This window comes from Streptomyces sp. MspMP-M5 (genome assembly GCF_000373585.1).
Lineage (GTDB): Bacteria > Actinomycetota > Actinomycetes > Streptomycetales > Streptomycetaceae > Streptomyces.
The window spans coordinates 1-22663 of record NZ_KB891909.1 but is presented as its reverse complement, the minus strand read 5'-3'; the positions used below and the strand labels follow the sequence as shown (position 1 = coordinate 22663).

Genomic DNA, 22663 nt, shown 5'->3' with positions numbered 1-22663 from the left:
ATTCAGTGTGTCGGCGACGCGGAGTCGCCGGAAGCCCGCGTCGGGTCGTCGCCGTCCGGCGTCTTCCCGGCCGCCTCGTCCGCCGCGGCGCGGATCGCGCGCCACGCGGACTCGGCCGCCTGCTGCTCGGCTTCCTTCTTGCTGCGGCCGGTGCCGGTGCCGTACGAGACACCACCGACGCGGGCGGCAGCAGTGAAAGTCTTCTCGTGGTCGGGGCCGGTCTCGGTGACCAGATACTCGGGAACGCCGAGCCCCTCGGTCGCGGTGAGCTCCTGGAGACTGGTCTTCCAGTCGAGGCCGGCGCCCAGGCTGGAGGACTTCTCGATGAGCGGGTCGAAGAGCCGGTGCACCAGCTCGCCGGCCGCGTCGAGGCCCTGGTCGAGATAGACCGCGCCGATCACCGCTTCGAGGGTGTCGGCGAGGATGCTGGCCTTGTCCCGGCCGCCCGTGCCCTCTTCGCCCCGGCCGAGGCGGATGAAGGCGCCGAGGTCGAGGCCGCGGCCCACCTCGGCGAGCGCCCGCGAGTTGACCACCGCGGCCCGCAGCTTGGCCAGCTGGCCTTCTGGCAGGTCGGGGTGGATGCGGTACAGCGTGTCCGTGACCACCAGGCCGAGGACCGAATCCCCGAGGAATTCGAGCCGCTCGTTGGTGGGCAGACCGCCGTTCTCGTAGGCGTACGAGCGATGCGTCAGCGCACGCACCAGAAGGGCGGACTCAAGTGTGTACCCGAGCCGCCCTTCCAGAAGCGAGAGGGACGAGGCCGTGTCCGCCGGTGCCGTTTCGTCGCCGCACCTGCGCAGTGACGAAGGGCTGTCCTCTGCCTTCTTCGGGCTAGACACAGTGCCTGTCACCAGCCGCTCAGACCGCGATGACCTGGCGCTTGTTGTAGGTGCCGCAGCTCGGGCACGCGATGTGCTGCTGCTTCGGCTCCTGGCAACGCTCGCACGCAACCAGGGTGGGGACCGCAGCCTTCCACTGCGACCGGCGGTGGCGCGTGTTGCTGCGCGACATCTTCCGCTTCGGAACAGCCACGGCTACTTCTCCTGAGGTTCATCCCCGCCGTCGCGGCGGGGTTCATTGTCCATCTCGTCGTCCTGGTCGGACCCGACGAGTTCCTTCAGTGCCGCCCAACGCATGTCGACGGCGTCGTGGTGGTGGTCCGGGTCGTCCGCCAGCCGCGCTCCGCACTCGGAGCACAGGCCCGGGCAGTCCTCCCGGCACACCGGCTGCAGCGGCAGTGCCAGCACCACCGCGTCCCGCAGCACGGGTTCAAGGTCGACCAGGTCGTCCTCGATGTGGAGCGTGTCCTCCTCGTCCTCGGCGTCGTCGCCGGACTCGGTGGTCCGGGCGTCGGCGTCGGGGTAGGCGAACAGCTCCTGGAAGTCCGCTTCGAGCACTTGCTCCAGCGGCTCCAGACACCTTACGCACTCCCCCGTCACGGTCGCACGGGCGGTACCTGTGACAAGCACCCCGTCCATGACCGCTTCCAGGCGGAGGTCGAGTTCAACGGGCGCGCCCTCGGGCACTCCGATGACCTCGTTGCCGAGGTCCGCGGGGGCCTCGACGGAGCGGGAGAGCCGCTTGAGCGTGCCGGGACGACGACCCAGCTCGCGTGTGTCGTACACGAGCGGGGAACGGTGGTCGAGGCGGGGGCCCAAGACTTTCCTGCTTTCTGTACTGCGGTATCAGCCGTCCACGGCCGGAATCCGGCGTGCGGGCAGCAGTGATCGCGGACATGCACGCGACCGAAGAGCCAGGATACTGGACGGCCCCCGTTAGGCCCAATCCGCCCGGTCGTCCGCCGGCCACCTGGCCATCGGTCCGGTGCTCGCCGGGCCCGTGCTCGCCAGTAGAGGGCGAGAACGACTAGTGGCGCCCTTCCTCGTACTGGCGCAGCTGGTCGAGGTTGATCAGGCTGGTGTCGAAGAGGCTGGTCTCGTCCAGGGCGGCGGGTTGGGTACCGGGGGCCTGGGGGGCGTGCTGGGGCTGCGGGGGCAGCTGCTGCGGGTCGTAGCCGACGCCGGGGTCGTAGCCCTGCTGGGGGAGCTGGGCGGCCTGCTGCTGCCAGTCGTAGCCGTAGGGGTCCTGGTGCTGGGTGTAGGGGACCTGCTCGGGGTGCTGCTGGTAGGGGTAGCCGTCCGGCTGCTGGTAGGCGGCGGCCTGGCCGTCGTAGTAGCCGGGCTGCGGGCCCTGGGTCAGGTCGTGGGGCGCGGCCGGCGGGGCCTCCTGGACCGGGGCGACGCCCGCCAGGCCGGCGAGGTAGTCCGCGTCGGCCTGCGGCGGGGCGGCGGTCTGCGGGTCGTCCTGGGCGGCGAGGTGGGTGCCGAGCTCGTCGATCGGGCGGGCGCCCTGGAGCTTGTCGCGGCCGCGGCCGACGGCCTCCAGGGTCTTGGTCAGGACGGCCTGGAAGGCGCCGAACTTGGTGTCCACGTAGGCGTCGGCGCGCTGCCGGAGGGTCTCCGGGTCGGCGCTGCGCTCGGGGGCCTCGACGTCCTCGTAGCCCTGCTCGTCGAGGCCGGGGCCGCGGCCGAGCAGCTTCTCGCGGCCGCGGTCGACGGCGCCGATGGTCTTGGTGAGCACGACCTCGAAGTTGGCGAGCTTGCTGTCGACGTAGTCGTCGGCCTGGGCGCGGATCTCCTCGGCCTCCCGGCGCGCCTCGGCCAGGATCCGGTCCGCCTCGTCCTGGGCCCGGCGGGCGACCTCGGTGTCCGAGACCAGCGAACCGCGCTGGGAGTGCGCGGACTCGATGATCCGCTCGGCCTCGGCGCGCGCCTGCTCCACCATCTGCTCGCGCCCGCCGAGGAGTTCCTGCGCCTCGGCGAGGGAACCGGGCAGCGCGCTGCGCACGTCCTCCAGCTTGGCGAGCAGCTCGGCGCGATTGACCACGCACGAGGCCGACATGGGTACGGACCGGGCGCTGCCGACGGCTGCGACGATGTCGTCGAGCTTCTTCTGGACGTCCACCTTGGACTCGCCACTCTCTGCAGGATCGGAAGACGGATCGGGACGACTGTACGGCCAGGAGCCCCCGTCCCGACACCTGCTGACGAACCGTCAGTTCAGTGCCGGTCCCACCGCACCGGATGCCGGGTCACGGCTTGTTGCGGAGCCGTTCGGTCAGCGCCTCCAGGACGAACGGCGGGACCAGGTGGGAGACGTCGCCGCCCCAGGCCGCGACCTCCTTGACCAGGCTGGAGGAGAGGAAGCTGTAGGTGGGGTTGGTGGGCACGAAGAGCGTCTCCACCCCGGAGAGGCCGTTGTTCATCTGGGCCATCTGGAGTTCGTAGTCGAAGTCGCTGACCGCGCGCAGGCCCTTGACGATGGCGGGGATGTCGCGCTGCTTGCAGAAGTCGACGAGCAGGCCGTGGAAGGACTCGACCTCGACGTTGCCGTACTCGGCGGTGGCCCGGCGGATCAGGTCGATCCGCTCCTCGACCGTGAACAGGCCCTTCTTGGACTGGTTGATCATGACGGCGACGTGGACGACGTCGTACAGCCTGGAGGCTCGGGCGATGATGTCCAGGTGCCCGTTGGTGATGGGGTCGAAGGACCCCGGACAGACGGCGCGGCGCAACTTCGTCTCCTTGCTCTCCGGTCCGGTCATGACACGGTTGCTGACGTCGGTTCGGCGGACACCGAAGCGGCGCGACCGTACCAAAGCGTCCCCTCGCCGTAGCGACGGGCCCTGATCGCTTCGAATCCGTCCGGCCAGGCGAACGCACCGCCCCGGGTACTCCGCTCCACGGTGACGAGTGCCTCCTCGGCAAGCCACCCCTGACCACGGAGTGTGAGCAGGATCTCGCGGAGTTCGGCGTCGCCGACGGCGTAGGGCGGGTCCAGGAAGACGATGTCGTACGGCTCGCCGGGGGCCGGGGACGCGGCGGTCTGCTCGGCCTTGCCGGCCCGGACCTCGGCGCCGGGCAGGCCGACCGTCTTGACGTTCTCCCGGATGGTGCGCAGGGCGCGGGAGTCGGCCTCGACCAGCAGGACGTGCGCGGCGCCACGGGAGAGCGCCTCCAGGCCGACCGCGCCGGAGCCGCCGTAGAGGTCGAGGACCCGGGCGCCGGTCAGCGGGCCGTCGAGCGACTCCCAGGTGGAGAACATGCCCTCGCGCGCCCGGTCGGAGGTGGGGCGGGTGCCGTTGCCCGGCGGTACGGCGAGGCGGCGGCCGCCGGCCGCACCGGCGATCACGCGGGTCATGGGCCCGTCCTTACGTTTGAGCGCGTCCCGGAAGAGGGGCGGACGCCCCGGCGGGCTCCGCTCTCCCACGATATGTCCGTCCCCCATGGGGCGGGCCCGCCCCCGGCACCGCCCGGCCGTGATCGTTCTCACGGGGTGCGGCGCGGCTGCCGCGCGGGGGGGCTCAGCCCTTGTCCAGATACTGCTCCCGTTCGTCGTCCAGCAGGGCGGACAGTGCCGTGCGCAGCTCGGGGCAGCCGGTCAGCTCGGGGTCGGCGGCGACCAGGGCGGTGGCCTCCTCGCGGGCCGCCGCGATCACCTCCTCGTCCTCGATGACGGCGAGCATCCGCAGCGAGGAGCGGACGCCGGACTGGGCCTGGCCGAGGACGTCGCCCTCGCGGCGCTGTTCGAGGTCGATGCGGGAGAGTTCGAAGCCGTCGAGGGTGGCGGCGACCGCGGCGAGCCGGGCGCGGGCCGGGCTGGCCTCGGGCATCTCGCTGACCAGCAGGCACAGGCCGGGCGCCGAGCCGCGGCCGACCCGGCCGCGGAGCTGGTGGAGCTGGGAGACGCCGAAGCGGTCCGCGTCCATGATCACCATGACGGTGGCGTTGGGGACGTTGACCCCGACCTCGATGACGGTGGTGGCCACCAGTACGTCCAGCTCGCCGGCGGCGAACCGGCGCATCACCTCGTCCTTGTCGTCCGGGGCCATCCGGCCGTGCAGCACCGCCACCCGCAGGCCGGCGAGCGGGCCCTTCCGCAGCTGCTCGGCGACGTCGAGGACCGCGAGCGGGGGTCGCTTCTCGGCCAGGTCCTCCGGTGAACTCGGCTGTGCCGCGGCGTCCTTGGCCTCTTTGGTGTCCTTGGTCTTCCTGCCCTTGGGCGCGGGGGCCTCCTCGTCGTCGCCGATCCGGGGGCAGACCACATACGCCTGGTGGCCGGCGGCCACCTCCTCGCGGACCCGCTCCCAGGCGCGGGCGAGGAAGTGCGGCTTGTCCTTGGCGGGCACCACATGGCTGGCGATCGGCGAGCGGCCGGCGGGCAACTGATCCAGGACGGAGGTCTCCAGATCGCCGAAGACCGTCATGGCGACCGTGCGCGGGATCGGGGTGGCGGTCATCACCAGCAGGTGCGGGGGCTGCCTGCCCTTGGAGCGGAGGGCGTCGCGCTGCTCGACGCCGAAGCGGTGCTGTTCGTCGACGACGACCAGGCCGAGGTCGTGGAACTGCACCACGTCCTCGATCAGGGCGTGCGTCCCGATGACGATGCCGGCCTCGCCCGTGACCAGGTCGAGCAGGGCCCCGCGGCGGGCGGCGGCTCCCATCGAGCCGGTCAGCAGCACCACCTTGGTGCCCCGCTCCGCGCCGCCCAGCATCCCGCCCTCGGCGAGGTCGCCCATCATCTCCGTGACGGAGCGGTGGTGCTGCTGGGCCAGCACCTCGGTGGGCGCGAGCAGCGCGGCCTGGCCGCCGCTGTCCACCACGCCGAGCATGGCGCGCAGCGCGACCATGGTGTTGTGGGTGACCGTGAAGTGGTCGGTCACATAGGCGTGGGAGGGGTGCGCCACGCTGATGCACTGCACGGGCCGGCGGCCGACGTGCTCGACGGCCAGGACGGTGCGCCGGAGAGCGGGTCCGTCGCCCTCGGGGAGCGCCACGTGGACGTCGAGGGCGCCGTCCGGTGCGGGGGTGGTGCGGGCCGTACCCGCCAAGGAGCGCGCCAGCCAGGCGAGGTCGGCGGCCAGCGGCTCCGGCGCCGCGCGGAAGAGCGTGCCGCCGTCCTCGGGTTCGCCGCCGGTCGCCAGCAGGCCCGCCAGCAGCGCCCGGCGGTCCTTGGCGGGGGCGTTGCGGTAGGCGTCGGGGACGGTGCGGCCGGCCGGGCCGGTGCCGCCCGCGCCCAGCGTCCGCCCCAGCGCGTACGCCTCCAGGGGGCGCGGGCCGCCGTCGTCGAGGTCCACCGGGGTGGCCGGGGGGATGGACCAGCGGGGCCGGCCGTCGTCGTCCAGCAGGGCGGACCGCAGCGCGCGGGTGGTCAGCACCTGCTCGCCGGTGGCGCCGGAGGAGACGATCCACAGGTGCTCGTCGTCGCACTCGACGGTGCTGCCGTCGGAGAGCACCAGCCGCCACACCTCCCGCTCGCCCTGCGGGAACACCCCGTCCACCAGGGCGGTCGCGCCGCTGGGCACCACCACCTCGGTGCCCACCGCCATCTCGCCCATGGGGCGGAAGCCGCGCGGGGTGAGCACCAGGGCGTCCAGCGGCTGGGCCTTGCCGGAGCCGACCTCGCCCTGGAGGAGGCGGTGCATCGGGTGCTCCGTGGCGAGGTCGTCGAAGATCTCCCGGCTGACCTTGGTCTGGCCCTCGGTGAGGGTGAAGGGCAGCCGCGCGTCGAACGCGTCGAGGATGCCGCCCGGCGTCAACGTCCTCGCCACGGCGGGGAGTTGGGCGTCGGCGAAGCGGCGGCGGGCGAGCGCGACCTGGAGGACGAACGCCTCGTCCCACTTCAGCCGGGCGCGGGCGTCGGCGACGTCGGCCTTGGTGGCGGGGCGGTGGATCTTCAGCAGCGCCTCGGTGAGCGGGACCAGGCCGCGGCCCTCGCGCAGCCCCGGGGGCAGCGGGTCGACGGCGTCCGGGGCGCTGGGCAGGACCGCGTCGACGGCCTTGGCGATCTTCCAGGAGGCCATCTGCTGGCACGCCGGATAGATCGGCATGAGCTGGTTGGCGAAGGCGTCGACGGCCCCGCTGTCGGCGTCGCCGTCGAGGAGTTCGTATTCGGGGTGGGCGAGTTGGAGCTTGCGGTTGAAGACCGAGACCTTGCCCGCGAACATCGCGCGCCGCCCGGGCAGCAGGTCCTTGTGCGGCTTGTGGATGCCCTTGCCGAAGAAGACCAGCTGGAGGCGGCCGCTGCCGTCGGTGAGCGTCACCTCCAGCCGCTGGCCGCGGCCCTGGTTGAACTTCATCACGCGGGCGTCGGCGACCCGGGCGACGACCGTGACGTGTTCGTCCAGCGGCAGGTCGGACAGCCGGGTCAGCTCACCGCGCTCGGCATAGCGCCGCGGATAGTGGTGCAGCAGATCGCCGACCGTTTCCAGGCCGAGGTGCTCGGCCAGGACCTTCGCGGTGGTGCCGCCGAGGATTTTCTTCAGGGGTTCGTCGAGCGCTGCCACGCGTTCCATTGCACACCACGCCACTGACAACCGGCCACCACCGCCGCTTTCTGCGGCCGGGAATTCCTGGCGGAGGCGGTATGCGGGGCGGTATGCGGACGGTATCCGGCGGGTATTCCGGCGGACGTCGCGAAATCCGCGGCGCGGCGCGCTATTCCACGCCGATCAGCAGCGGCGCCGCGTATTCGCCGCCCTCGTAGACGACGGTGTCCACCGCGAGATGGCGTTCCCGGACGTGCCGCTCCAGCCGTTCGGCGAGGGAATCGGGGACGTCCGCGCCGAGGACGAGGGTGACCATTTCGCCGCCCGCGGAGAGCATCCGGTCCAGCACCGTCGTCGCGGTGCGGACGAGGTCGGGCCCGATCACCGCGACGTCCCCGTCGATCAGGCCGAGCACGTCGCCGGCCTGGCAGACCCCGGCCATCGTCCAGGAGCGGTGCTCGGCGACGGCCAGTTCGGCGTAGCGGGTGGCGCCGGCCGCCGCGGTCATCGCGACCACGTCCTCGTCGAAGCTGCGCCCCGGCTCGTGGACCGCCAGCGCCGCCAGGCCCTGGACGGCGGAGCGGGTGGGGATCACAGCGACCCGTACGCCCTCGGTGCGGGCCTGCTCGGCGGCGGCCGCGGCAGTGTGCCGCAGCTCCGGGTCGTTGGGCAGCAGCATCACCTCCCGGGCGTGGGCCTGCCGGATCGCCTGGACCAGTTCGCCGCTGGCCGGCGGCTCCCCCGGGCGTACGGTCACCGGGGTCGCGCCGGCCTGCGCGCACAGCCCGGCGAGGCCCGCACCCGGCACCACCGCGACCACGGCCCGGGCCGCCAGCGCGGGTTCCTTGGCCCGGCCGCCCGCGCCGAAGTGGGTGATCCGGATCCGGTACGGCCGGCCGGCCTCGATTCCGGCCTCCACCGCGGCCCCGGCGTCGTCGACGTGGACATGGACGTGCCACAGGCCGTCCCCGCCGACCACCACCAGCGAGTCGCCGAGCCGGTCCAGCCGGGCCCGTAGCCGGGCCACCTCGGCGTCCCCGGCCTCCAGCAGGTAGATCACCTCGAAGGCGGGGCCGCCGGCGTGCGGATCGGCGCAGCCCGCCACGTCCGGGCCCGCCGCCGTGCAGCCGGCCGGCTCCGGCAGCGGCCCGTCGGCCCGTATGGCGACGGGGACGGCGCCGGCCTCCCCGGACAGCGCGTCGGCGAGCGCGCCCAGCAGGGCCACCAGCCCGCAGCCGCCCGCGTCCACCACACCCGCCGCCCCCAGCACCGCGAGCTGCCCCGGGGTGGCCCGCAGCGCCTCCGCGGCGCCCCGGTGGGCGGCCCGGGCGACCTCGGCGGTCTCGCCGGCGGCCTGCTCGGCGGCGCCGGCGGCGGCCGTCGCCACGGTCAGCACGGTGCCCTCCACGGGGTGTGCCACCGCCTCGTAGGCGGCCGTCGCGGCCCGCCGCAGCGCCCTGCGCAGGGCGTCCGCGCCCGCCTCGCCGCCGGCCGGGGCGGACGCCAGCACCTGGGCCATGCCGCGCAGCAGCTGCGCCAGGATGGTGCCGGAGTTGCCGCGCGCCCCGATGAGGGCGCCGTGCGCCATGGCGCCCACGGCGTCGCCGAGGCCGGGCGCGGTGCCGGCCGAGCCATGGCCGTCGAAGGCGGCCTCGACCGCGCGGGCGGCCGACTCCAGCGTCAGGTAGAGGTTGGTGCCGGTGTCGCCGTCGGCGACCGGATAGACGTTGATCGCGTCGATCCGCTCGCGCTCCCGGCCGAGCGCCTCCAGTGCCAGCCCGCACCAGGTGCGGACGGCGGCGGCGTCGAGCGGGTAGGGCACGTCGTCCTCCTGAGGGTCGCGGGATGCACCCGCACAGTAGTCGCGTCCGCCGGGGCGGCCGGGGCGGGGGCCGGAGGGTGCGTGGTAGTTTCGTCCTGCGGGAGCGGCCGTTGTATGCTGCTCCGGTTGCCCGATGAAAATCGGGCCATTCCTCTCCTGTCGGCGTCGGCACGGCTATGCACTCGACCCGACCGGTTTTCCGTAAGTGCATCTGAAGTCTTTGGAGTGACCCGTGGCTGCCAACTGCGACGTCTGCGGCAAGGGGCCGGGCTTCGGCAAGAGTGTCTCGCACTCGCATCGCCGCACCAACCGTCGTTGGAACCCCAACATCCAGACGGTGCGTGCAGTGATCGGGCGCACGCCGAAGAAGCTGAACGCCTGCACCTCGTGCATCAAGGCCGGCAAGGTCTCGCGCTGACGCCTTAGCCGTAAGCGCAGCCCCGCCGGTTGCTTGTGAAGCCGGTCCACCTCGTAGGTGGACCGGCTTCTGCCGTTGCGTCGTGGGGCGCCGCGGTCAGTGCTCCGTGCGCAGCCGCCACCCGTGGTCGACCGGTCCGATGCCCGCGCCCAGCCGGAAGCCGGCCGCGATCGCGCCGCTGACGTACTCCTTCGCGGCCGCGGCGGCCTGCGGGACGGTGTCGCCGTGCGCGAGCCGGGCGGCCAGGGCGCTGGCGAGGGTGCAGCCGGTGCCGTGGGTGTGCCGGTTGTCGTGGCGCGGGGCACGCAGCCAGTGCTCCTCGCTGCCGTCCGTGAGCAGGTCGACGGCCTCTCCGGCGGCGTCCGGGGCGCCGGCCGGCAGATGGCCGCCCTTGATCAGCGCCCAGCGCGGCCCGAACGCCAGGATCGCCCCGGCGGCCCGACGCATCCCGTCCGCAGTCCGCACCCGTATGCCGGTGAGCTGCGCCACCTCGTCGAGGTTGGGGGTGGCGACCGTCGCGGCCGGCAGCAGCGTGCCGCGGACGGCGTCCAGCGCCGACGCGGCCAGCAGCGCGTCACCGTGTTTGGAGACGCCGACGGGGTCGACGACGACCGGGACGGAGAGCCCGGCGAGCAGCTCCGCGACGGTGCCGACGAGCTCGGCCGACGACAGCATCCCGGTCTTCACCGCCTGGACGCCGATGTCGTCGACGACGCTGCGGAACTGGCCGCGCACCGCCTCGGCGGGCAGCTCCCACGCGCCCTGGACGCCGAGGGAGTTCTGCGCGGTGACGGCGGTGAGCACGCTCATGCCGTGGGTGCCCAGCGCCAGCATCGTCTTCAGGTCGGCCTGGATGCCCGCACCGCCGCCGGAGTCGGAGCCGGCGACGGTCAGGACGCGGGGAGGTATGTGCATGCCGGCGAATCTACCCGGCAGCCCTCCGGGGACTACTCGGTGTCCCCGTTGTCCCCGAAGTGGTCCCAGCCGGCCTTGGCCCAGGGGGCGCCGTCGACGGTCACCTGGGGCAGCGCCGAGGGGTTGAGGACCTCGCCGATCACCTTCCAGCGGGCGGGCAGCTTCACGTCGGGCGGGAAGGTCGCCACGATCGCGTGGTCCTCGCCGCCGTTGAGCACCCACTGCATCGGGTCCACGCCGACCGCGGTGCCGATGTCGGACATCTGCGAGGGGATGTCGATGTTGGCGGACCGCAGGTCGATGCGGACCTTGCTGGCCTCGGCGATGTGCCCGAGGTCGGCGACGAGCCCGTCGCTGATGTCGGTCATGGCGGTGGCGCCGAGCGCGGCCGCGGCCGGGCCCGCGTGGTAGGGCGGTTCGGGCCGGCGGTGCGCCTCCACGAAGGCGCGCGGGGACCGGAAGCCGCGGGTGAGCACCGCGTGGCCGGCCGCGGACCAGCCGAGCCAGCCGGTCACCGCGACCACGTCGCCGGGCTGGGCGCCGGCCCGGGTCACCGGCTCCTGGTTGCGCAGGTCGCCGAGGGCGGTGATGGCGATGGTGATGGTGTCGCCGCGGACGACGTCCCCGCCGACCACCGCGGCGCCGGCCACCTGGCACTCGTCGCGCAGCCCGTCCATCAGCTCGGTCGCCCAGGTCGCGGGGAGTTCGGCGGGGACGACCAGGCCGAGCAGGATCGCGGTGGGCACCGCGCCCATCGCCGCGATGTCGGCGAGGTTCTGGGCTGCGGCCTTGCGGCCGACGTCGTAGGCGGTGGACCAGTCGCGGCGGAAGTGCCGTCCTTCGAGGAGAATGTCGGTACTGGCGACGACCCTGCGGTCCGGCGCGGTGACCACCGCGGCGTCGTCCCCCGGCCCGATCCGTACGGCGGGAGTGGAGGTGAGCCGGGAGGTGAGCTCTCTGATAAGCCCGAACTCCCCCAGCTCGCCCACGGTGCCCTTCATGCTGTTGCCCTTCCGATGTGTACGGACGGTCCGTACGTGGCTGACGACTGCGCCGCACCGGCCCAGTTCACCGCGCGGGTCTCCCCGCTCCGCTCGGTGACGCGGTACCGTGGCGTCCCTTCTTCCCACATGATCCTCGTAGCCGCCCTGGAGGTTCCGTGGTACAGGCTTACATCCTGATCCAGACCGAGGTCGGCAGGGCCTCGGCGGTGGCCGAGGTGATCGCGAAGATCCCCGGCGTGCTGACGGCCGAGGACGTGACCGGACCCTACGACGTCATCGTGCGCGCGCAGGCGGACACCGTCGACGAGCTGGGTCGCATGGTGGTCGCGAAGGTCCAGCAAGTGGAAGGCATCACGCGGACGCTCACCTGCCCGGTGGTCCATCTCTAGCTCCCCCGTATGCTCGGCCGGGTGAGACGCGCGAGACATCGGTACCTGGCCGCACTGCCCCTGCTCGTCGCGGTGTCCGCGGCCGCGGGCTGCTCGTCCGGGCCGGAGGTGGCACCGCCCTCCCCCACCGGTGAGGCCGCGCGGAACTGCCGGGCGCTCCAGGAGGACCTGCCGCGGACCGTGGACGGACTGCGACGGGGTACCGCCGAGCCGGTCTCGGACTTCACTGCCATATGGGGCGATCCTGCCGTGGAGCTGCGCTGCGGGGTGCCGAAGCCGGAGGTGCTCAGGCACGGGAGTGAACATTACAACCCCGACACCGACTCGGCGGAAGTCGACGGCGTCCAGTGGCTCTTCGAGAAGCAGGACGACGGCTACCGCTTCACGACGGTGCTGCGGAAGGTCCACGTCGAGGTGACCGTGCCGGGCAAGTACGCCCCGGAGGTCAACGTGCTGCCGGATCTTGCGGCTGCGGTGCGGAAGGACATTCCGGCGGGGGTTTAGGCGGGGACCGGGGTGGGGGCCGCCCGGCCCCGACGTTCCACCCCGCCGCACAGCGGAATACCGCCCCGCCCGGCCGCGTTGGGCCCCGCAGGGGGCGCTCGCGTCCCCTAGGGGATCCGTTCGCCCGCCCCCCAAGGGCCCCGCGCAGCGCGGCCGTCGGCAACGCGGCCCCGCTCTCAGCCTCGGCCCGCTTTCAGCCTCGCCCCATCCTGAAGCGCAGACGTCCTCAGCGCAGGCCCGTAGAGCGGGTCAGGGCCGCCTGGAGGAGCCGGTCGATGAGTTCGGGGTAGCTCACGCCGCTTTCCTGCCACATCCGCGGGTACATCGAGATGGGCGTGAAACCGGGCAGCGTGTTGATCTCGTTGATCACGAACTCGCCGTCGTCCTGCAGGAAGAAGTCCGCGCGGACCAGGCCCTCGCAGGACGCCGCCTCGAAGGCCGCGACCGCCAGCGCCTGGACCTCGGCGGTCTGCTCCTCGGTCAACGGCGCCGGCACGATGCCGGCGGCGGAGTCGATGTACTTGGCCTCGAAGTCGTAGAAGTCGTGCGCGGTGACCGGCGGGATCTCGGCCGGCACGCTGGCCCGCGGCCCGTCCTCGAACTCCAGCACCCCGCACTCGATCTCGCGGCCGTGCAGCAGCGACTCCACGATGATCTTCGGGTCGTGGCGCCGGGCCTCCTCGACGGCCTCGTCCAGCCCGGACAGGTCGTCGACCTTGCTGATGCCCATGGACGAGCCGGCCCGGGCGGGCTTCACGAACAGCGGCCAGCCGTGCTCGCCGGCGAAGTCCACGATCTTCCGGCGCGCGGCGGAGGGGTCCGTCTCCCACTCGCGCGGGCGGATGACCTCGTAGGGGCCGACCGGCAGCCCGAAGGAGGCGAACACCCGCTTCATGTAGTCCTTGTCCTGGCCGACGGCCGAGGCGAGCACGCCCGAGCCGACGTAGGGCACCCCGGACAGCTCCAGCAGGCCCTGCAGCGTGCCGTCCTCGCCGTACGGGCCGTGCAGCACGGGGAAGACGACGTCGACCTCGCCGAGCGCCTTGGGGACCGCGCCGGGCTCGGTGTAGACGACCTCGCGGCTGGTGGGGTCGGCGGAGAGCACCACGGCGCCCTCGGCGCCCTCGGTCAGCTCGGCCACGCTGGGCAGCTTCCGGTCCGTGATCGCCATCCGCCCGGGGTCGTCGGCGGTCAGCGCCCAGCGGCCGTCGGTCGTGATGCCGATGGGCAGCACGTCGTACTTGTCGCGGTCGATGGCGGCCAGCACGGCTCCGGCGGTGACCACGGAGATGGCGTGCTCGGAGCTGCGGCCGCCGAACACGACGGCGACGCGGGGCTTGTGGGTGGAGGTCTCGCTGCTCATATCGGCTTGAGGGTACCTGCTGGTAGGGGTTGTGTCGGCGCGGCGGCAGCCGGTCGGGGGCGTGGCGGCGCGGTGCCGTGCTGCCCCGTCGCGGTCAGTGCCGTTCCGGCTTGGCGGTGCGGGACATCAGCTCCTTGAGGGCCACCAGCGGCGGCTTGCCCTCGTGGACGATCTCCACCACGGTCTCGGTGAGCGGCATGTCGACGCCGTGCCGGCGGGCCAGCTCCCGTACGGACTCGCAGGACTTGACGCCCTCGGCGGTCTGCTTGGTGACCGCGATGGTCTCCGCCAGCGACATGCCCCGGCCGAGGTTGGTGCCGAAGGTGTTGTTGCGCGAGAGCGGCGAGGAGCAGGTGGCGACGAGGTCGCCCATGCCGGCCAGGCCCGCGAAGGTGTGCGCGTCGGCGCCCATGGCCAGGCCGAGCCGGGTGGTCTCGGCCAGTCCGCGGGTGATCAGGGACGCCTTGGCGTTGTCGCCCAGGCCCATGCCGGTGGCGATGCCGACCGCGAGCGCGATGACGTTCTTGACCGCGCCGCCCAGTTCGCAGCCCACCACGTCGGTGTTGGTGTACGGGCGGAAGTACGCGGTGTGGCAGGCGGCCTGGAGGCGCTGGGCGACGGACTCGTCGGCGCAGGCCACCACGGCGGCGGCGGGCTGCCGGGCGGCGACCTCCTTGGCGAGGTTGGGGCCGGTCAGCACCGCGACGCGGTCCGCGGGGACCTTGGCGACCTCCTCGATGACCTCGCTCATGCGCTTGGCGGTGCCCAGTTCGACGCCCTTCATCAGGGAGACCAGGACCGTGTCGGAGGGCAGCAGGGGTGCCCACTCGGCGAGGTTGGCGCGCAGCGTCTGGGACGGCACGGCGAGCACGGTGAAGTCGGCCCCGCGGGCGGCCTCGGCCGGGTCGGTGGTGGCCCGTACGCCCTCGGGCAGTTCGACGCCCGGGAGGTAGTCCGGGTTGGTGCGGCCGGTGTTGACGGCGTCGACGAGGGCCGCTCTGCGCCCCCACAGGGTCACCTCGCAGCCCGCGTCGGCGAGCACCATCGCGAATGCGGTGCCCCAGGACCCCGTGCCGAAGACGGCGCAGCGCGTCACTTGCCTTCATCCTCCTGTGCCTGCCGGTTGCTTCGGGCCTGCTGGGCGGGGGCGGCCGGCGCGGTGGACCCGGCCGGTTCCCGTGCGGTGCCGTCGGTGCCGGCCGCCGCCTCCGCGGTCTTGGCCGCCCGGGCTGCCTCGCGGGCGGCCCGCCGTTCCCGGGCGATCTCCTTGCGGTAGTCGAAGGGTTCGGCCGGCGCGGCCTCGCCACGCAGCACGGCCAGTTCCGCCGTGACGGCGGCCATGATCTTGTCGGTGACGGCGCGCAGCACCTCTGCGGTGGGCTCCTTGCCGTGGAACTCGCTGAGGTCGACCGGCGGACCGGCCTTGACCCGCAGGGTCTTGCGCGGGAGGAGCCGGAACTTCTTCTCCTTGGCGTAGGGCGGCATCGCCTCGTTGGCGCCCCACTGGGCGACGGGGATGACGGGTGCCTTGGTCAGCAGCGCGACGCGGGCGGCGCCGGTCTTGCCCTGCATGGGCCACATCGCGGGGTCGCGGGTGAGGGTGCCCTCGGGGTAGAAGGCGACGCATTCGCCCTTCTCGATGGCGTGCACGGCGGCCCGGAACGCGGTGGCGGCGTCGGTGGTTTCCCGGTAGACCGGGATCTGCCCCGTACCGCGCATCACCATGCCGACAAAGCCGCTCTTGAAGAGTCCGGCCTTGGCGAGGAATCGGGGGACCCGCCCGGTGTTGTACTGATAGTGCGCATAGGAGAGCGGATCAAGATACGAGTTGTGGTTGACCGCGGTAATAAAACCGCCGTCGACCGGAATGTGCTCCATTCCGTGCCAGTCCCGCTTGAACAGAACCAAGAGCGGCGGTTTGCAGATGACCGCGGCCAAGCGGTACCAGAAGCCGATTCTGCGGCGGGACACTGGGACACCCTCCTTGTGGGACCTGCGAAGCTGCTGCGAGCCGGCAGCCGCACAAGTGTCGCCCCGCGTACCCGCTATGTCGAGAACACCGTAACCCCGCCACTCCGGAAAGGTTCCGGCGGCAGGTGAGAATGAACCCGATGCGAAGAGACGGAGCGGATGTGGCCTGGAGCCTCGTAGTCCCGCTGAAACCGCTGGTGCGGGCCAAGAGCAGGCTGTCCGGGGCCGCCGGCGAGGAGTTCCGGCCGAAGCTGGCGCTGGCATTCGCACTGGACACCGTGGCGGCCGCGCTGGCCTGCGCGGACGTGTGCGATGTGGCGGTTGTCACGGACGATCCGGTGGCCGGGGAGCACTTGGCGGCGCTGGGGGCGCGCATCGTGCCGGACGCTCCGGCCAACGGGCTGAATGCCGCACTGGCTCATGGCGCGGCCGTGGTGAGGGCCCGGCGGCCCGGCGCACCGGTGGCCGCGCTGAACGCCGATCTGCCGGCGCTCCGCCCGGCCGAGCTGGCGGCTGTGCTTCATTCCGCGGCGCTATTTCCGCGGGCATTTCTCGCGGATGCGGCGGATATCGGGACAACACTTCTGTCCGCGACTTCCGGCACGGAATTGGACCCGGCTTTCGGGGGCCCCTCCCGGGCTCGCCACCTGGCGTCCGGGGCGCACGAGATCACCGTGCCGGACGTGCCGTCGGTGCGCCGGGACGTGGACACCGGGGAGGATCTGCGGGCCGCGCTGGCGCTGGGGGTGGGCCCGCACACCGCGCGGCAGGCCCCGCGCGTGCCGGGCTGGGCGGCGTGGGCGGATGCCGTGCCCGTCTCCGGCCGCTCCGGGGTGTACGGGGCCGCGGGCCTGCCGGGTGCTCGGGCCGGGGCGGCGTCCCAGGTCAGAGCGTCTGGAGCGTGACGAGGGCGATCCGCCGGGCGTCACCCTCACCGGTGACCTCGATGCGGACCCGCTGACCGGGCCGCAGCAGAAGCAGGCCGCCGGCGTCGAAGGCCGCCGCATCGAAGGGCAGCGGGGTCCCGTCGTCCAGCAGCACGCTGCCCGAGCGGGTCGTCTCGTCGTAGGTGTACGCGGTGGCCTGCATGGGGCCAGCGTAGATGAGTGAGTCCGGTGGGCCACGCACCGCGGGCCGGGCTCCCCGGAGGGAGACCGGCCCGGCGCCTGGCGTTGCGTCGCCGCCGTGGAACTACCGCTTGCGGGCGGTGGTCTTCTTGGCGGTGGTCTTGCGCGCCGTGGTCTTCTTGGCGGGAGCCTTCTTCGCCGTGGTCTTCTTCGCGGGCGCGGTCTTCTTCGCCGTGGTCTTCTTCGCGGTGGTCTTCTTCGCCGCGGTTGCCTTCTTGGCCGCGGTTGCCTTCTTCGCGGGCGCCGCCTTCTTCGCCGTGGTCTTCTTCGCGGTCGCCTTCTTCGCCGCGGTCGCCTTCTTCGCCGCCGCCTTCTTCGCCGGCGCCGCCTTCTTGGCGGCGGCCTTCTTGGCGACAGCCTTCTTCGCCGCGGCCTTCTTGATGGCGGCACCGCCGGTCAGGCTGCCCTTGGGTGCCTTCTTGACGGCGACCTCACCGCCCTTGGGGAGCTTCTTCGAGCCGCTCACCAGGTCCTTGAAGCCCTGACCGGCGCGGAAACGGGGCACCGAGGTCTTCTTGACCCGCACGCGCTCGCCCGTCTGCGGGTTGCGCGCGTAACGGGCCGGGCGGTCCACCTTCTCGAACGAGCCGAATCCGGTGACCGAAACGCGGTCGCCGGCGACAACTGCACGGACGACTGCGTCCAGTACGGCGTCCACCGCGTCCGCGGCGTTCTGGCGGCCACCGAGCTTGTCGGCAATGGCTTCTACGAGCTGCGCCTTGTTCACGTCTTCCCCTTCGGAGACATTGCTGGAACGAAAGTTTCCAAGCTTTTTCGCACGTTAGGCAGATATATACCGCAAATCAAACACGAAACGGGCTAATCACCCTTGTGCCGCAACGGACTCGACCTTCACGGACTTCCGTCGGCATGCACATCTTCGGGATAACGACCTTCGTCAAGGTCGTGCATGAACCACTCCAGACGCCTTGCCGCGTCCGCAAGATCGTGTTTAGCCGCGGCCGTGATGACGAGCAGCTTCCGGGTCAGCGCCATCCGTACGCCCTCCGGGACTTGCAGTGTCCGCACTCTTGCGTGTGCGTCCTTGAGTCGGTCGGCGACGAAACCGTAGAGCTCGAGTTGCTCGTCGCGTTCCATGCGCTAATTGTGCCATCTGCGGCGAGTTGTCGCTTCACGGGGCCTCAACACCGGCCTCCACACGCCGATGCGCCCCCTGCCAACTGCACAGGGGGCGCATCGTACGCAATAAGGCTTTGAGCCATAAAACCCGAGGTCAGACCTCGATGGTACGCGGTTTGAACGACGGCCTGTTCGCCTCGTACGCGGCGATGGCGGACTCCTCCCGAAGGGTGAGGCTGATGTCGTCCAGACCCTCCAGCAGCCGCCAACGGGCGTTCTCGTCCAGCTCGAAGGCGGCGGTGACGCCCTCGGCGCGGACCTCGCGCGCGACCAGGTCGACCGTCACCTCGGCGGTCGGGTCGGACTCCACCAGCTTCTGCAGCCGGTCCACGGTCTCCTGCGGCAGGACCACCGTCAGCAGGCCGTTCTTGAGGGAGTTGCCGCGGAAGATGTCCGCGAACCGCGAGGAGACGACCGCCTTGAAGCCGTAGTTCTGCAGCGCCCAGACGGCGTGCTCGCGCGAGGAGCCGGTGCCGAAGTCGGGGCCGGCGACCAGCACCGTGGCGCCCTTGTACGCCTCCTGGTTGAGGACGAACTCCGGGTCCTTGCGCCACGCCTCGAAGAGCCCGTCCTCGAAGCCGTCGCGGGTGACCTTCTTCAGCCAGTGGGCGGGGATGATCTGGTCGGTGTCGACGTTGCTGCGGCGCAGCGGAACGGCCCGGCCGGTGTGCGTGGTGAAAGCTTCCATGGTTCAGACTCCCGCGGGCGTGGCGACGTCGGACTGGTCGGCCAGGTCGGCCGGTGAGGCCAGATGGCCGAGAACCGCCGTTGCGGCGGCGACCTGGGGCGAGACCAGGTGGGTGCGGCCGCCTTTGCCCTGCCGGCCTTCGAAGTTGCGGTTGGAGGTGGACGCGGAGCGCTCGCCGGGCGCCAGCTGGTCGGGGTTCATGCCCAGGCACATCGAGCAGCCCGCGTGCCGCCATTCGGCGCCGGCGCCGGTGAAGACCTTGTCCAGCCCCTCCTCGACGGCCTGCAGTGCGACCCGCACCGAACCGGGGACGACGAGCATCCGCACCCCGTCGGCCACCTTGCGGCCCTGAAGGATCGAGGCGGCCGAGCGCAGGTCCTCGATGCGGCCGTTGGTGCACGAACCTACGAAGACGGTGTCCACGGAGATCTCGCGCAGCGGCTGACCCGCCGTCAACCCCATGTATTCCAGGGCCTTTTCGGCGGCCAGCCGCTCCGAGGGGTCCTCGTACGAAGCCGGGTCGGGGACGCTTGCCGAAAGCGGCGCGCCCTGGCCGGGGTTGGTGCCCCAGGTGACGAACGGCGCCAGCTCCGCGGCGTCGATGACGACCTCGGCGTCGAAGACCGCGTCGTCGTCGGTGCGCAGCGTCTTCCAGTACGCGACGGCGGCGTCCCAGTCGGCGCCCTGGGGCGCGTGGTCGCGGCCCTGGAGGTAGTCGAAGGTGGTGCGGTCGGGGGCGATCATGCCGGCCCGTGCACCCGCCTCGATCGACATGTTGCAGATGGTCATCCGGGCTTCCATCGACAGCTTCTCGATGGCCGGGCCGCGGTACTCGATGACATAGCCCTGGCCGCCGCCGGTGCCGATCCTGGCGATGATCGCCAGGATCAGGTCCTTGGCGGTGACGCCGTCGGGCAGCTCGCCGTCCACCGTGATCGCCATGGTCTTGAACGGCGCCATCGGCAGCGTCTGGGTCGCCAGGACGTGCTCGACCTGGCTGGTGCCGATGCCGAACGCCAGCGCGCCGAACGCGCCGTGGGTGGAGGTGTGGCTGTCACCGCAGACCACGGTGGTGCCGGGCTGGGTCAGTCCCAACTGCGGTCCCACGACGTGGACGACACCCTGCTCGACGTCGCCCAGCGGGTGCAGCCGGACGCCGAACTCCGCGCAGTTCTTGCGCAGGGTCTCCAGCTGGGTGCGCGAGACCGGGTCGGCGATGGGCTTGTCGATGTCGAGGGTCGGGGTGTTGTGGTCCTCGGTGGCGATGGTCAGGTCCGTCCGGCGCACCCGGCGGCCGGCCTTGCGGAGGCCGTCGAACGCCTGCGGGCTGGTGACCTCGTGCAGCAGGTGCAGATCGATGAAGAGGAGGTCGGGCTCGCCGTCCGCGCGCCGGACGACATGGTCCTCCCAGACCTTCTCCGCAAGTGTCCGTCCCATCGCTTTCCCTCCGGCCGGCCGCAGTGCCGGCCTTGCTCGTCTGTGCGCGATGCCCACCCGTGTCCCCTGGCGGGCCTGACGCCGGACCCTGGTCGAGGGCCGCATCTACAGAGTGACGACTTCCCTGGAAAATTGAACTTGCGTTTCACACTGTGAGACGCGAGTATCGTTGCATGGACAACTCTAGCGGCGTCGGCGTTCTCGACAAGGCGGCTCTGGTTCTGAGCGCTCTGGAGTCCGGTCCGGCCACCCTCGCCGGGCTGGTCGCGGCGACCGGGCTCGCACGACCCACGGCCCACCGGTTGGCCGTGGCACTGGAACACCACCGGATGGTGGCGAGGGACATGCAGGGCCGGTTCATCCTGGGCCCGCGGCTCTCCGAGCTGGCCGCGGCGGCCGGCGAGGACCGCCTCCTGGCCACGGCCGGGCCGGTGCTCACGCATCTGCGCGACGTGACCGGCGAGAGCGCCCAGCTCTATCGCCGGCAGGGCGACATGCGGATCTGCGTGGCGGCGGCGGAGCGGCTGTCCGGACTGCGGGACACCGTCCCGGTGGGCTCCACGCTGACGATGAAGGCCGGTTCGTCCGCCCAGATCCTGATGGCCTGGGAAGAGCCGGAGCGGCTGCACCGCGGCCTCCAGGGCGCCCGCTTCACCGCCACCGCGCTCTCCGGCGTACGGCGCCGCGGCTGGGCCCAGTCGATCGGCGAGCGGGAGCCCGGCGTGGCCTCCGTCTCCGCGCCCGTCCGCGGCCCCTCCAACCGCGTGGTGGCCGCCGTGTCGGTCTCCGGCCCGATCGAGCGCCTGACCCGCCACCCGGGCCGGATGCACGCCCAGGCGGTCATCGACGCCGCCGCCCGCCTCTCCGAGGGCCTGCGCCGCAACGGCGGCTAGGGCGCCCGCCTGGCCCCCGACGGCCGGCCTCCGCTCCCCCGCGGCGGCCGGCCGTCGCGCGTTCCCGATGCCCCGTACGAAGTCCTCGCCGACGCCGGCATCCGCACGCCCAACTGCCCGCCCCGCACGGGCCGCCGTCCCGGCAGCAGACCCAACTCCCCTGCCGCACGGGGCCGTTGGATGCCGTGCGAAGCTACGGAGCAGCCGGGGTACCGGAATCCGGGGACAGCAGAAAGGCCCCCCGCATGATGCGGAGGGCCTTCCTCGATGTACCCCCGACCGGATTCGAACCGGCGCTACCGCCTTGAGAGGGCGGCGTGCTAGGCCGCTACACAACGGGGGCGTTGCAGATGCTGTGTTTCCTTAGCGTCTGCGAGCTGGCCTACCTGGACTCGAACCAAGACTAACTGAACCAGAATCAGTCGTGCTGCCAATTACACCATAGGCCATGGTGGTGTAGACCAGTACCCCCGACCGGATTCGAACCGGCGCTACCGCCTTGAGAGGGCGGCGTGCTAGGCCGCTACACAACGGGGGCCCTAGCGATCCTGCGTGAGTGGCAGTGGGTGCGACCCAGACTGCCTCCCCGGGAAGGATCTGTACCCCCGACCGGATTCGAACCGGCGCTACCGCCTTGAGAGGGCGGCGTGCTAGGCCGCTACACAACGGGGGCCTTGCAGATGAGCTCTGCGAGCTGGCCTACCTGGACTCGAACCAAGACTAACTGAACCAGAATCAGTCGTGCTGCCAATTACACCATAGGCCATCAAAGCGCAACCCCCGGTGGGGGGCTTCTCCTTGATCTGCGCTTTCCGGTCCGGGCCTTTCGGCCCTCTCGGGCGGCGCAGGAAGAACATTACCTGATCGTGGAGGGTGCTCCAAAACCGATAACGCGGCGCACCAGCTCGGGAAGCTCGGCCAGCCCGCCGATCCGGTGCACCCCCTCAGGGGGCTGCTCACCGGTGCCCGTGCGGTCCAGCCACACGGCCGCGAGTCCGGCGTCCCGGGCGCCCAGGCCGTCGACGTCGAGCCGGTCGCCGACGTAGAGGACTTCGGCCGGCGGCAGGCCGAGCGTCGCGCAGGCTTCCCGGAACGCCTCGGGGGCGGGCTTGGCGTGGCCCAGGCCGTCGGCGCAGAGCACCGCCTCGAAGCGCTTCCGGATGCCCAGGACGGTGAGCTTGCGCTCCTGGTTGGCGGTGGAGGAGTTCGAGAGCACCGCCTGGCGCACGAGGGGGGCCAGCGCCTCCAGGGCCGGAAGGGAGTCGGGGAAGAGCTGCCAGGACGCCTCGTAGTGGGCGATGTAGCGGGCGAACCAGGCGTCGGCCTCGGCGTCGCTCAGCGGGGTGCCCAGGAAGGTGCGGGCGCGGGCCCTGCGGTGTTCCAGGAACCCCAGCTCGCCGGCGAGGAAGCGGGCGAACTCGGTCTCCATCGCAGCCCGCCAGCGGGCCAGCGCCGCCGCCTCGCCGCCGTACGCGGCCAGCAGTCCCTCGGCCCGCAGGTGCCGCAGGACGCCGGTGCGGTCGGACCCGGTGTAGTCGAAGAGGGTGTCGTCGATGTCCCAGAGGACGGCGCGGAGGGCCATACCGGGAAATCTAACGGGCGGGGGGCCGGGTGGGGGAGGGAAAGGGGCGGGCGGTGAGCCGGGCCAGGGCCGCGTCGATGCGC

24 protein-coding genes and 5 tRNA genes are annotated in these 22663 nt (G+C 72.1%); 5 read left to right on the top strand and 24 right to left on the bottom strand.

Translation table 11 applies throughout. From position 1 onward, the window contains the following. Positions 1 to 2 precede the first annotated feature (2 nt). The 8 genes from rnc to B073_RS0126720 all read right to left on the bottom strand — a co-directional run bounded on the left by rnc (position 3) and on the right by B073_RS0126720 (position 9149). Entirely contained in the window at positions 3 to 851 is an 849-nt protein-coding gene (rnc, locus tag B073_RS0126755; protein WP_037812850.1) for a ribonuclease III, read from the bottom strand. A 7-nt stretch (positions 852 to 858) separates the two neighbouring features. Continuing rightward, a complete protein-coding gene (gene rpmF, locus B073_RS0126750) occupies positions 859 to 1032 on the bottom strand; it encodes a 50S ribosomal protein L32 (protein ID WP_016578620.1) in 174 nt (57 codons plus the stop codon). Positions 1033 to 1034: 2 nt separating this feature from the next. After that, positions 1035 to 1625: a YceD family protein gene (locus tag B073_RS0126745; RefSeq protein ID WP_234025173.1), complete on the bottom strand. Its 591-nt coding sequence runs from the start codon at positions 1623 to 1625 to the stop codon at positions 1035 to 1037. Between the two features lie 241 nt (positions 1626 to 1866). Then, entirely contained in the window at positions 1867 to 2964 is a 1098-nt protein-coding gene (locus tag B073_RS0126740; RefSeq protein ID WP_018541158.1) for an ATP synthase F0 subunit B, read from the bottom strand. Positions 2965 to 3091: 127 nt separating this feature from the next. After that, positions 3092 to 3574, bottom strand: a complete 483-nt coding sequence (gene coaD, locus B073_RS0126735; RefSeq protein WP_199788203.1) for a pantetheine-phosphate adenylyltransferase — start codon at positions 3572 to 3574, stop codon at positions 3092 to 3094. Positions 3575 to 3600: 26 nt separating this feature from the next. Continuing rightward, complete coding sequence (rsmD, locus tag B073_RS0126730; protein ID WP_018541156.1) at positions 3601 to 4200, bottom strand: 16S rRNA (guanine(966)-N(2))-methyltransferase RsmD; 600 nt, start codon at positions 4198 to 4200, stop codon at positions 3601 to 3603. Positions 4201 to 4363: 163 nt separating this feature from the next. Further along, on the bottom strand, positions 4364 to 7354 hold the full coding sequence (locus tag B073_RS0126725) for a helicase-related protein (protein ID WP_018541155.1): 2991 nt from the start codon (positions 7352 to 7354) through the stop codon (positions 4364 to 4366). Positions 7355 to 7496: 142 nt separating this feature from the next. Next, entirely contained in the window at positions 7497 to 9149 is a 1653-nt protein-coding gene (locus B073_RS0126720) for a DAK2 domain-containing protein (protein ID WP_018541154.1), read from the bottom strand. A 232-nt stretch (positions 9150 to 9381) separates the two neighbouring features. On the opposite strand from B073_RS0126720, the gene rpmB reads away from it, so the two are divergent. Continuing rightward, a complete protein-coding gene (rpmB, locus tag B073_RS0126715; protein WP_006602870.1) occupies positions 9382 to 9567 on the top strand; it encodes a 50S ribosomal protein L28 in 186 nt (61 codons plus the stop codon). Positions 9568 to 9663: 96 nt separating this feature from the next. Here the strand turns inward: rpmB and thiD are convergent, their stop codons facing one another. Continuing rightward, a complete protein-coding gene (gene thiD, locus B073_RS0126710) occupies positions 9664 to 10482 on the bottom strand; it encodes a bifunctional hydroxymethylpyrimidine kinase/phosphomethylpyrimidine kinase (protein WP_018541153.1) in 819 nt (272 codons plus the stop codon). A gap of 32 nt (positions 10483 to 10514) precedes the next feature. Beyond that, on the bottom strand, positions 10515 to 11483 hold the full coding sequence (locus B073_RS0126705) for a thiamine-phosphate kinase (protein ID WP_018541152.1): 969 nt from the start codon (positions 11481 to 11483) through the stop codon (positions 10515 to 10517). A 158-nt stretch (positions 11484 to 11641) separates the two neighbouring features. On the opposite strand from B073_RS0126705, the gene B073_RS0126700 reads away from it, so the two are divergent. After that, on the top strand, positions 11642 to 11875 hold the full coding sequence (locus tag B073_RS0126700) for an Lrp/AsnC family transcriptional regulator (protein WP_018541151.1): 234 nt from the start codon (positions 11642 to 11644) through the stop codon (positions 11873 to 11875). 9 nt (positions 11876 to 11884) lie between these two features. Beyond that, positions 11885 to 12379, top strand: coding sequence for a DUF3515 domain-containing protein (locus B073_RS0126695; RefSeq protein ID WP_018541150.1), 495 nt, complete (start codon positions 11885 to 11887; stop codon positions 12377 to 12379). A 226-nt stretch (positions 12380 to 12605) separates the two neighbouring features. Here the strand turns inward: B073_RS0126695 and B073_RS0126690 are convergent, their stop codons facing one another. From B073_RS0126690 to B073_RS0126680, 3 genes are all read right to left on the bottom strand, one after another. Continuing rightward, complete coding sequence (locus B073_RS0126690) at positions 12606 to 13742, bottom strand: D-alanine--D-alanine ligase family protein (RefSeq protein WP_018541149.1); 1137 nt, start codon at positions 13740 to 13742, stop codon at positions 12606 to 12608. Positions 13743 to 13836: 94 nt separating this feature from the next. Continuing rightward, complete coding sequence (locus B073_RS0126685; protein WP_018541148.1) at positions 13837 to 14838, bottom strand: NAD(P)H-dependent glycerol-3-phosphate dehydrogenase; 1002 nt, start codon at positions 14836 to 14838, stop codon at positions 13837 to 13839. Next, positions 14835 to 15713 carry a lysophospholipid acyltransferase family protein gene (locus B073_RS0126680; protein WP_018541147.1) on the bottom strand — a complete coding sequence of 293 codons (879 nt, stop codon included), beginning with the start codon at positions 15711 to 15713 and terminating at the stop codon, positions 14835 to 14837. Before B073_RS0126680 ends, B073_RS0126685 begins: the two co-directional genes overlap by 4 nt. A 140-nt stretch (positions 15714 to 15853) precedes the next feature. Here B073_RS0126680 and cofC point away from each other — a divergent pair, with 140 nt between their 5' ends. Continuing rightward, on the top strand, positions 15854 to 16618 hold the full coding sequence (gene cofC / locus B073_RS41250) for a 2-phospho-L-lactate guanylyltransferase (RefSeq protein WP_078508197.1): 765 nt from the start codon (positions 15854 to 15856) through the stop codon (positions 16616 to 16618). Here the strand turns inward: cofC and B073_RS0126670 are convergent. From B073_RS0126670 to leuC, 5 genes are all read right to left on the bottom strand, one after another. Beyond that, positions 16599 to 16802: a hypothetical protein gene (locus B073_RS0126670; RefSeq protein WP_018541145.1), complete on the bottom strand. Its 204-nt coding sequence runs from the start codon at positions 16800 to 16802 to the stop codon at positions 16599 to 16601. The genes cofC and B073_RS0126670 overlap by 20 nt on opposite strands. 102 nt (positions 16803 to 16904) lie before the next feature. Next, a complete protein-coding gene (locus B073_RS0126665) occupies positions 16905 to 17567 on the bottom strand; it encodes an HU family DNA-binding protein (protein ID WP_018541144.1) in 663 nt (220 codons plus the stop codon). Between the two features lie 125 nt (positions 17568 to 17692). Continuing rightward, positions 17693 to 17938 carry a hypothetical protein gene (locus B073_RS0126660; RefSeq protein ID WP_018541143.1) on the bottom strand — a complete coding sequence of 82 codons (246 nt, stop codon included), beginning with the start codon at positions 17936 to 17938 and terminating at the stop codon, positions 17693 to 17695. A 136-nt stretch (positions 17939 to 18074) separates the two neighbouring features. Next, on the bottom strand, positions 18075 to 18668 hold the full coding sequence (gene leuD, locus B073_RS0126655) for a 3-isopropylmalate dehydratase small subunit (protein WP_018541142.1): 594 nt from the start codon (positions 18666 to 18668) through the stop codon (positions 18075 to 18077). A gap of 3 nt (positions 18669 to 18671) precedes the next feature. Beyond that, positions 18672 to 20105: a 3-isopropylmalate dehydratase large subunit gene (leuC, locus tag B073_RS0126650; RefSeq protein ID WP_018541141.1), complete on the bottom strand. Its 1434-nt coding sequence runs from the start codon at positions 20103 to 20105 to the stop codon at positions 18672 to 18674. A 173-nt stretch (positions 20106 to 20278) separates the two neighbouring features. Between leuC and ndgR the strand changes: the two genes are divergently transcribed. Further along, the gene (gene ndgR, locus B073_RS0126645; protein ID WP_018541140.1) at positions 20279 to 20998 is read left to right on the top strand and encodes an IclR family transcriptional regulator NdgR; all 720 of its coding nucleotides are present in this window, start codon (positions 20279 to 20281) and stop codon (positions 20996 to 20998) included. Positions 20999 to 21268: 270 nt separating this feature from the next. Here ndgR and B073_RS0126640 read toward each other — a convergent pair. The 6 genes from B073_RS0126640 to B073_RS0126610 all read right to left on the bottom strand — a co-directional run bounded on the left by B073_RS0126640 (position 21269) and on the right by B073_RS0126610 (position 22580). Next, positions 21269 to 21341: transfer RNA gene (locus B073_RS0126640), tRNA-Glu, on the bottom strand. A gap of 34 nt (positions 21342 to 21375) precedes the next feature. Continuing rightward, a tRNA-Gln gene (locus B073_RS0126630) sits at positions 21376 to 21447 on the bottom strand. A 16-nt stretch (positions 21448 to 21463) separates the two neighbouring features. Further along, positions 21464 to 21536 (bottom strand) — tRNA-Glu (locus B073_RS0126625). Positions 21537 to 21598: 62 nt separating this feature from the next. Continuing rightward, a tRNA-Glu gene (locus B073_RS0126620) sits at positions 21599 to 21671 on the bottom strand. A 21-nt stretch (positions 21672 to 21692) separates the two neighbouring features. Beyond that, positions 21693 to 21764, bottom strand: a tRNA-Gln gene (locus tag B073_RS0126615). A 90-nt stretch (positions 21765 to 21854) separates the two neighbouring features. Continuing rightward, complete coding sequence (locus tag B073_RS0126610) at positions 21855 to 22580, bottom strand: HAD family hydrolase (protein ID WP_018541139.1); 726 nt, start codon at positions 22578 to 22580, stop codon at positions 21855 to 21857. Between the last annotated feature and the right edge of the window lie 83 nt (positions 22581 to 22663).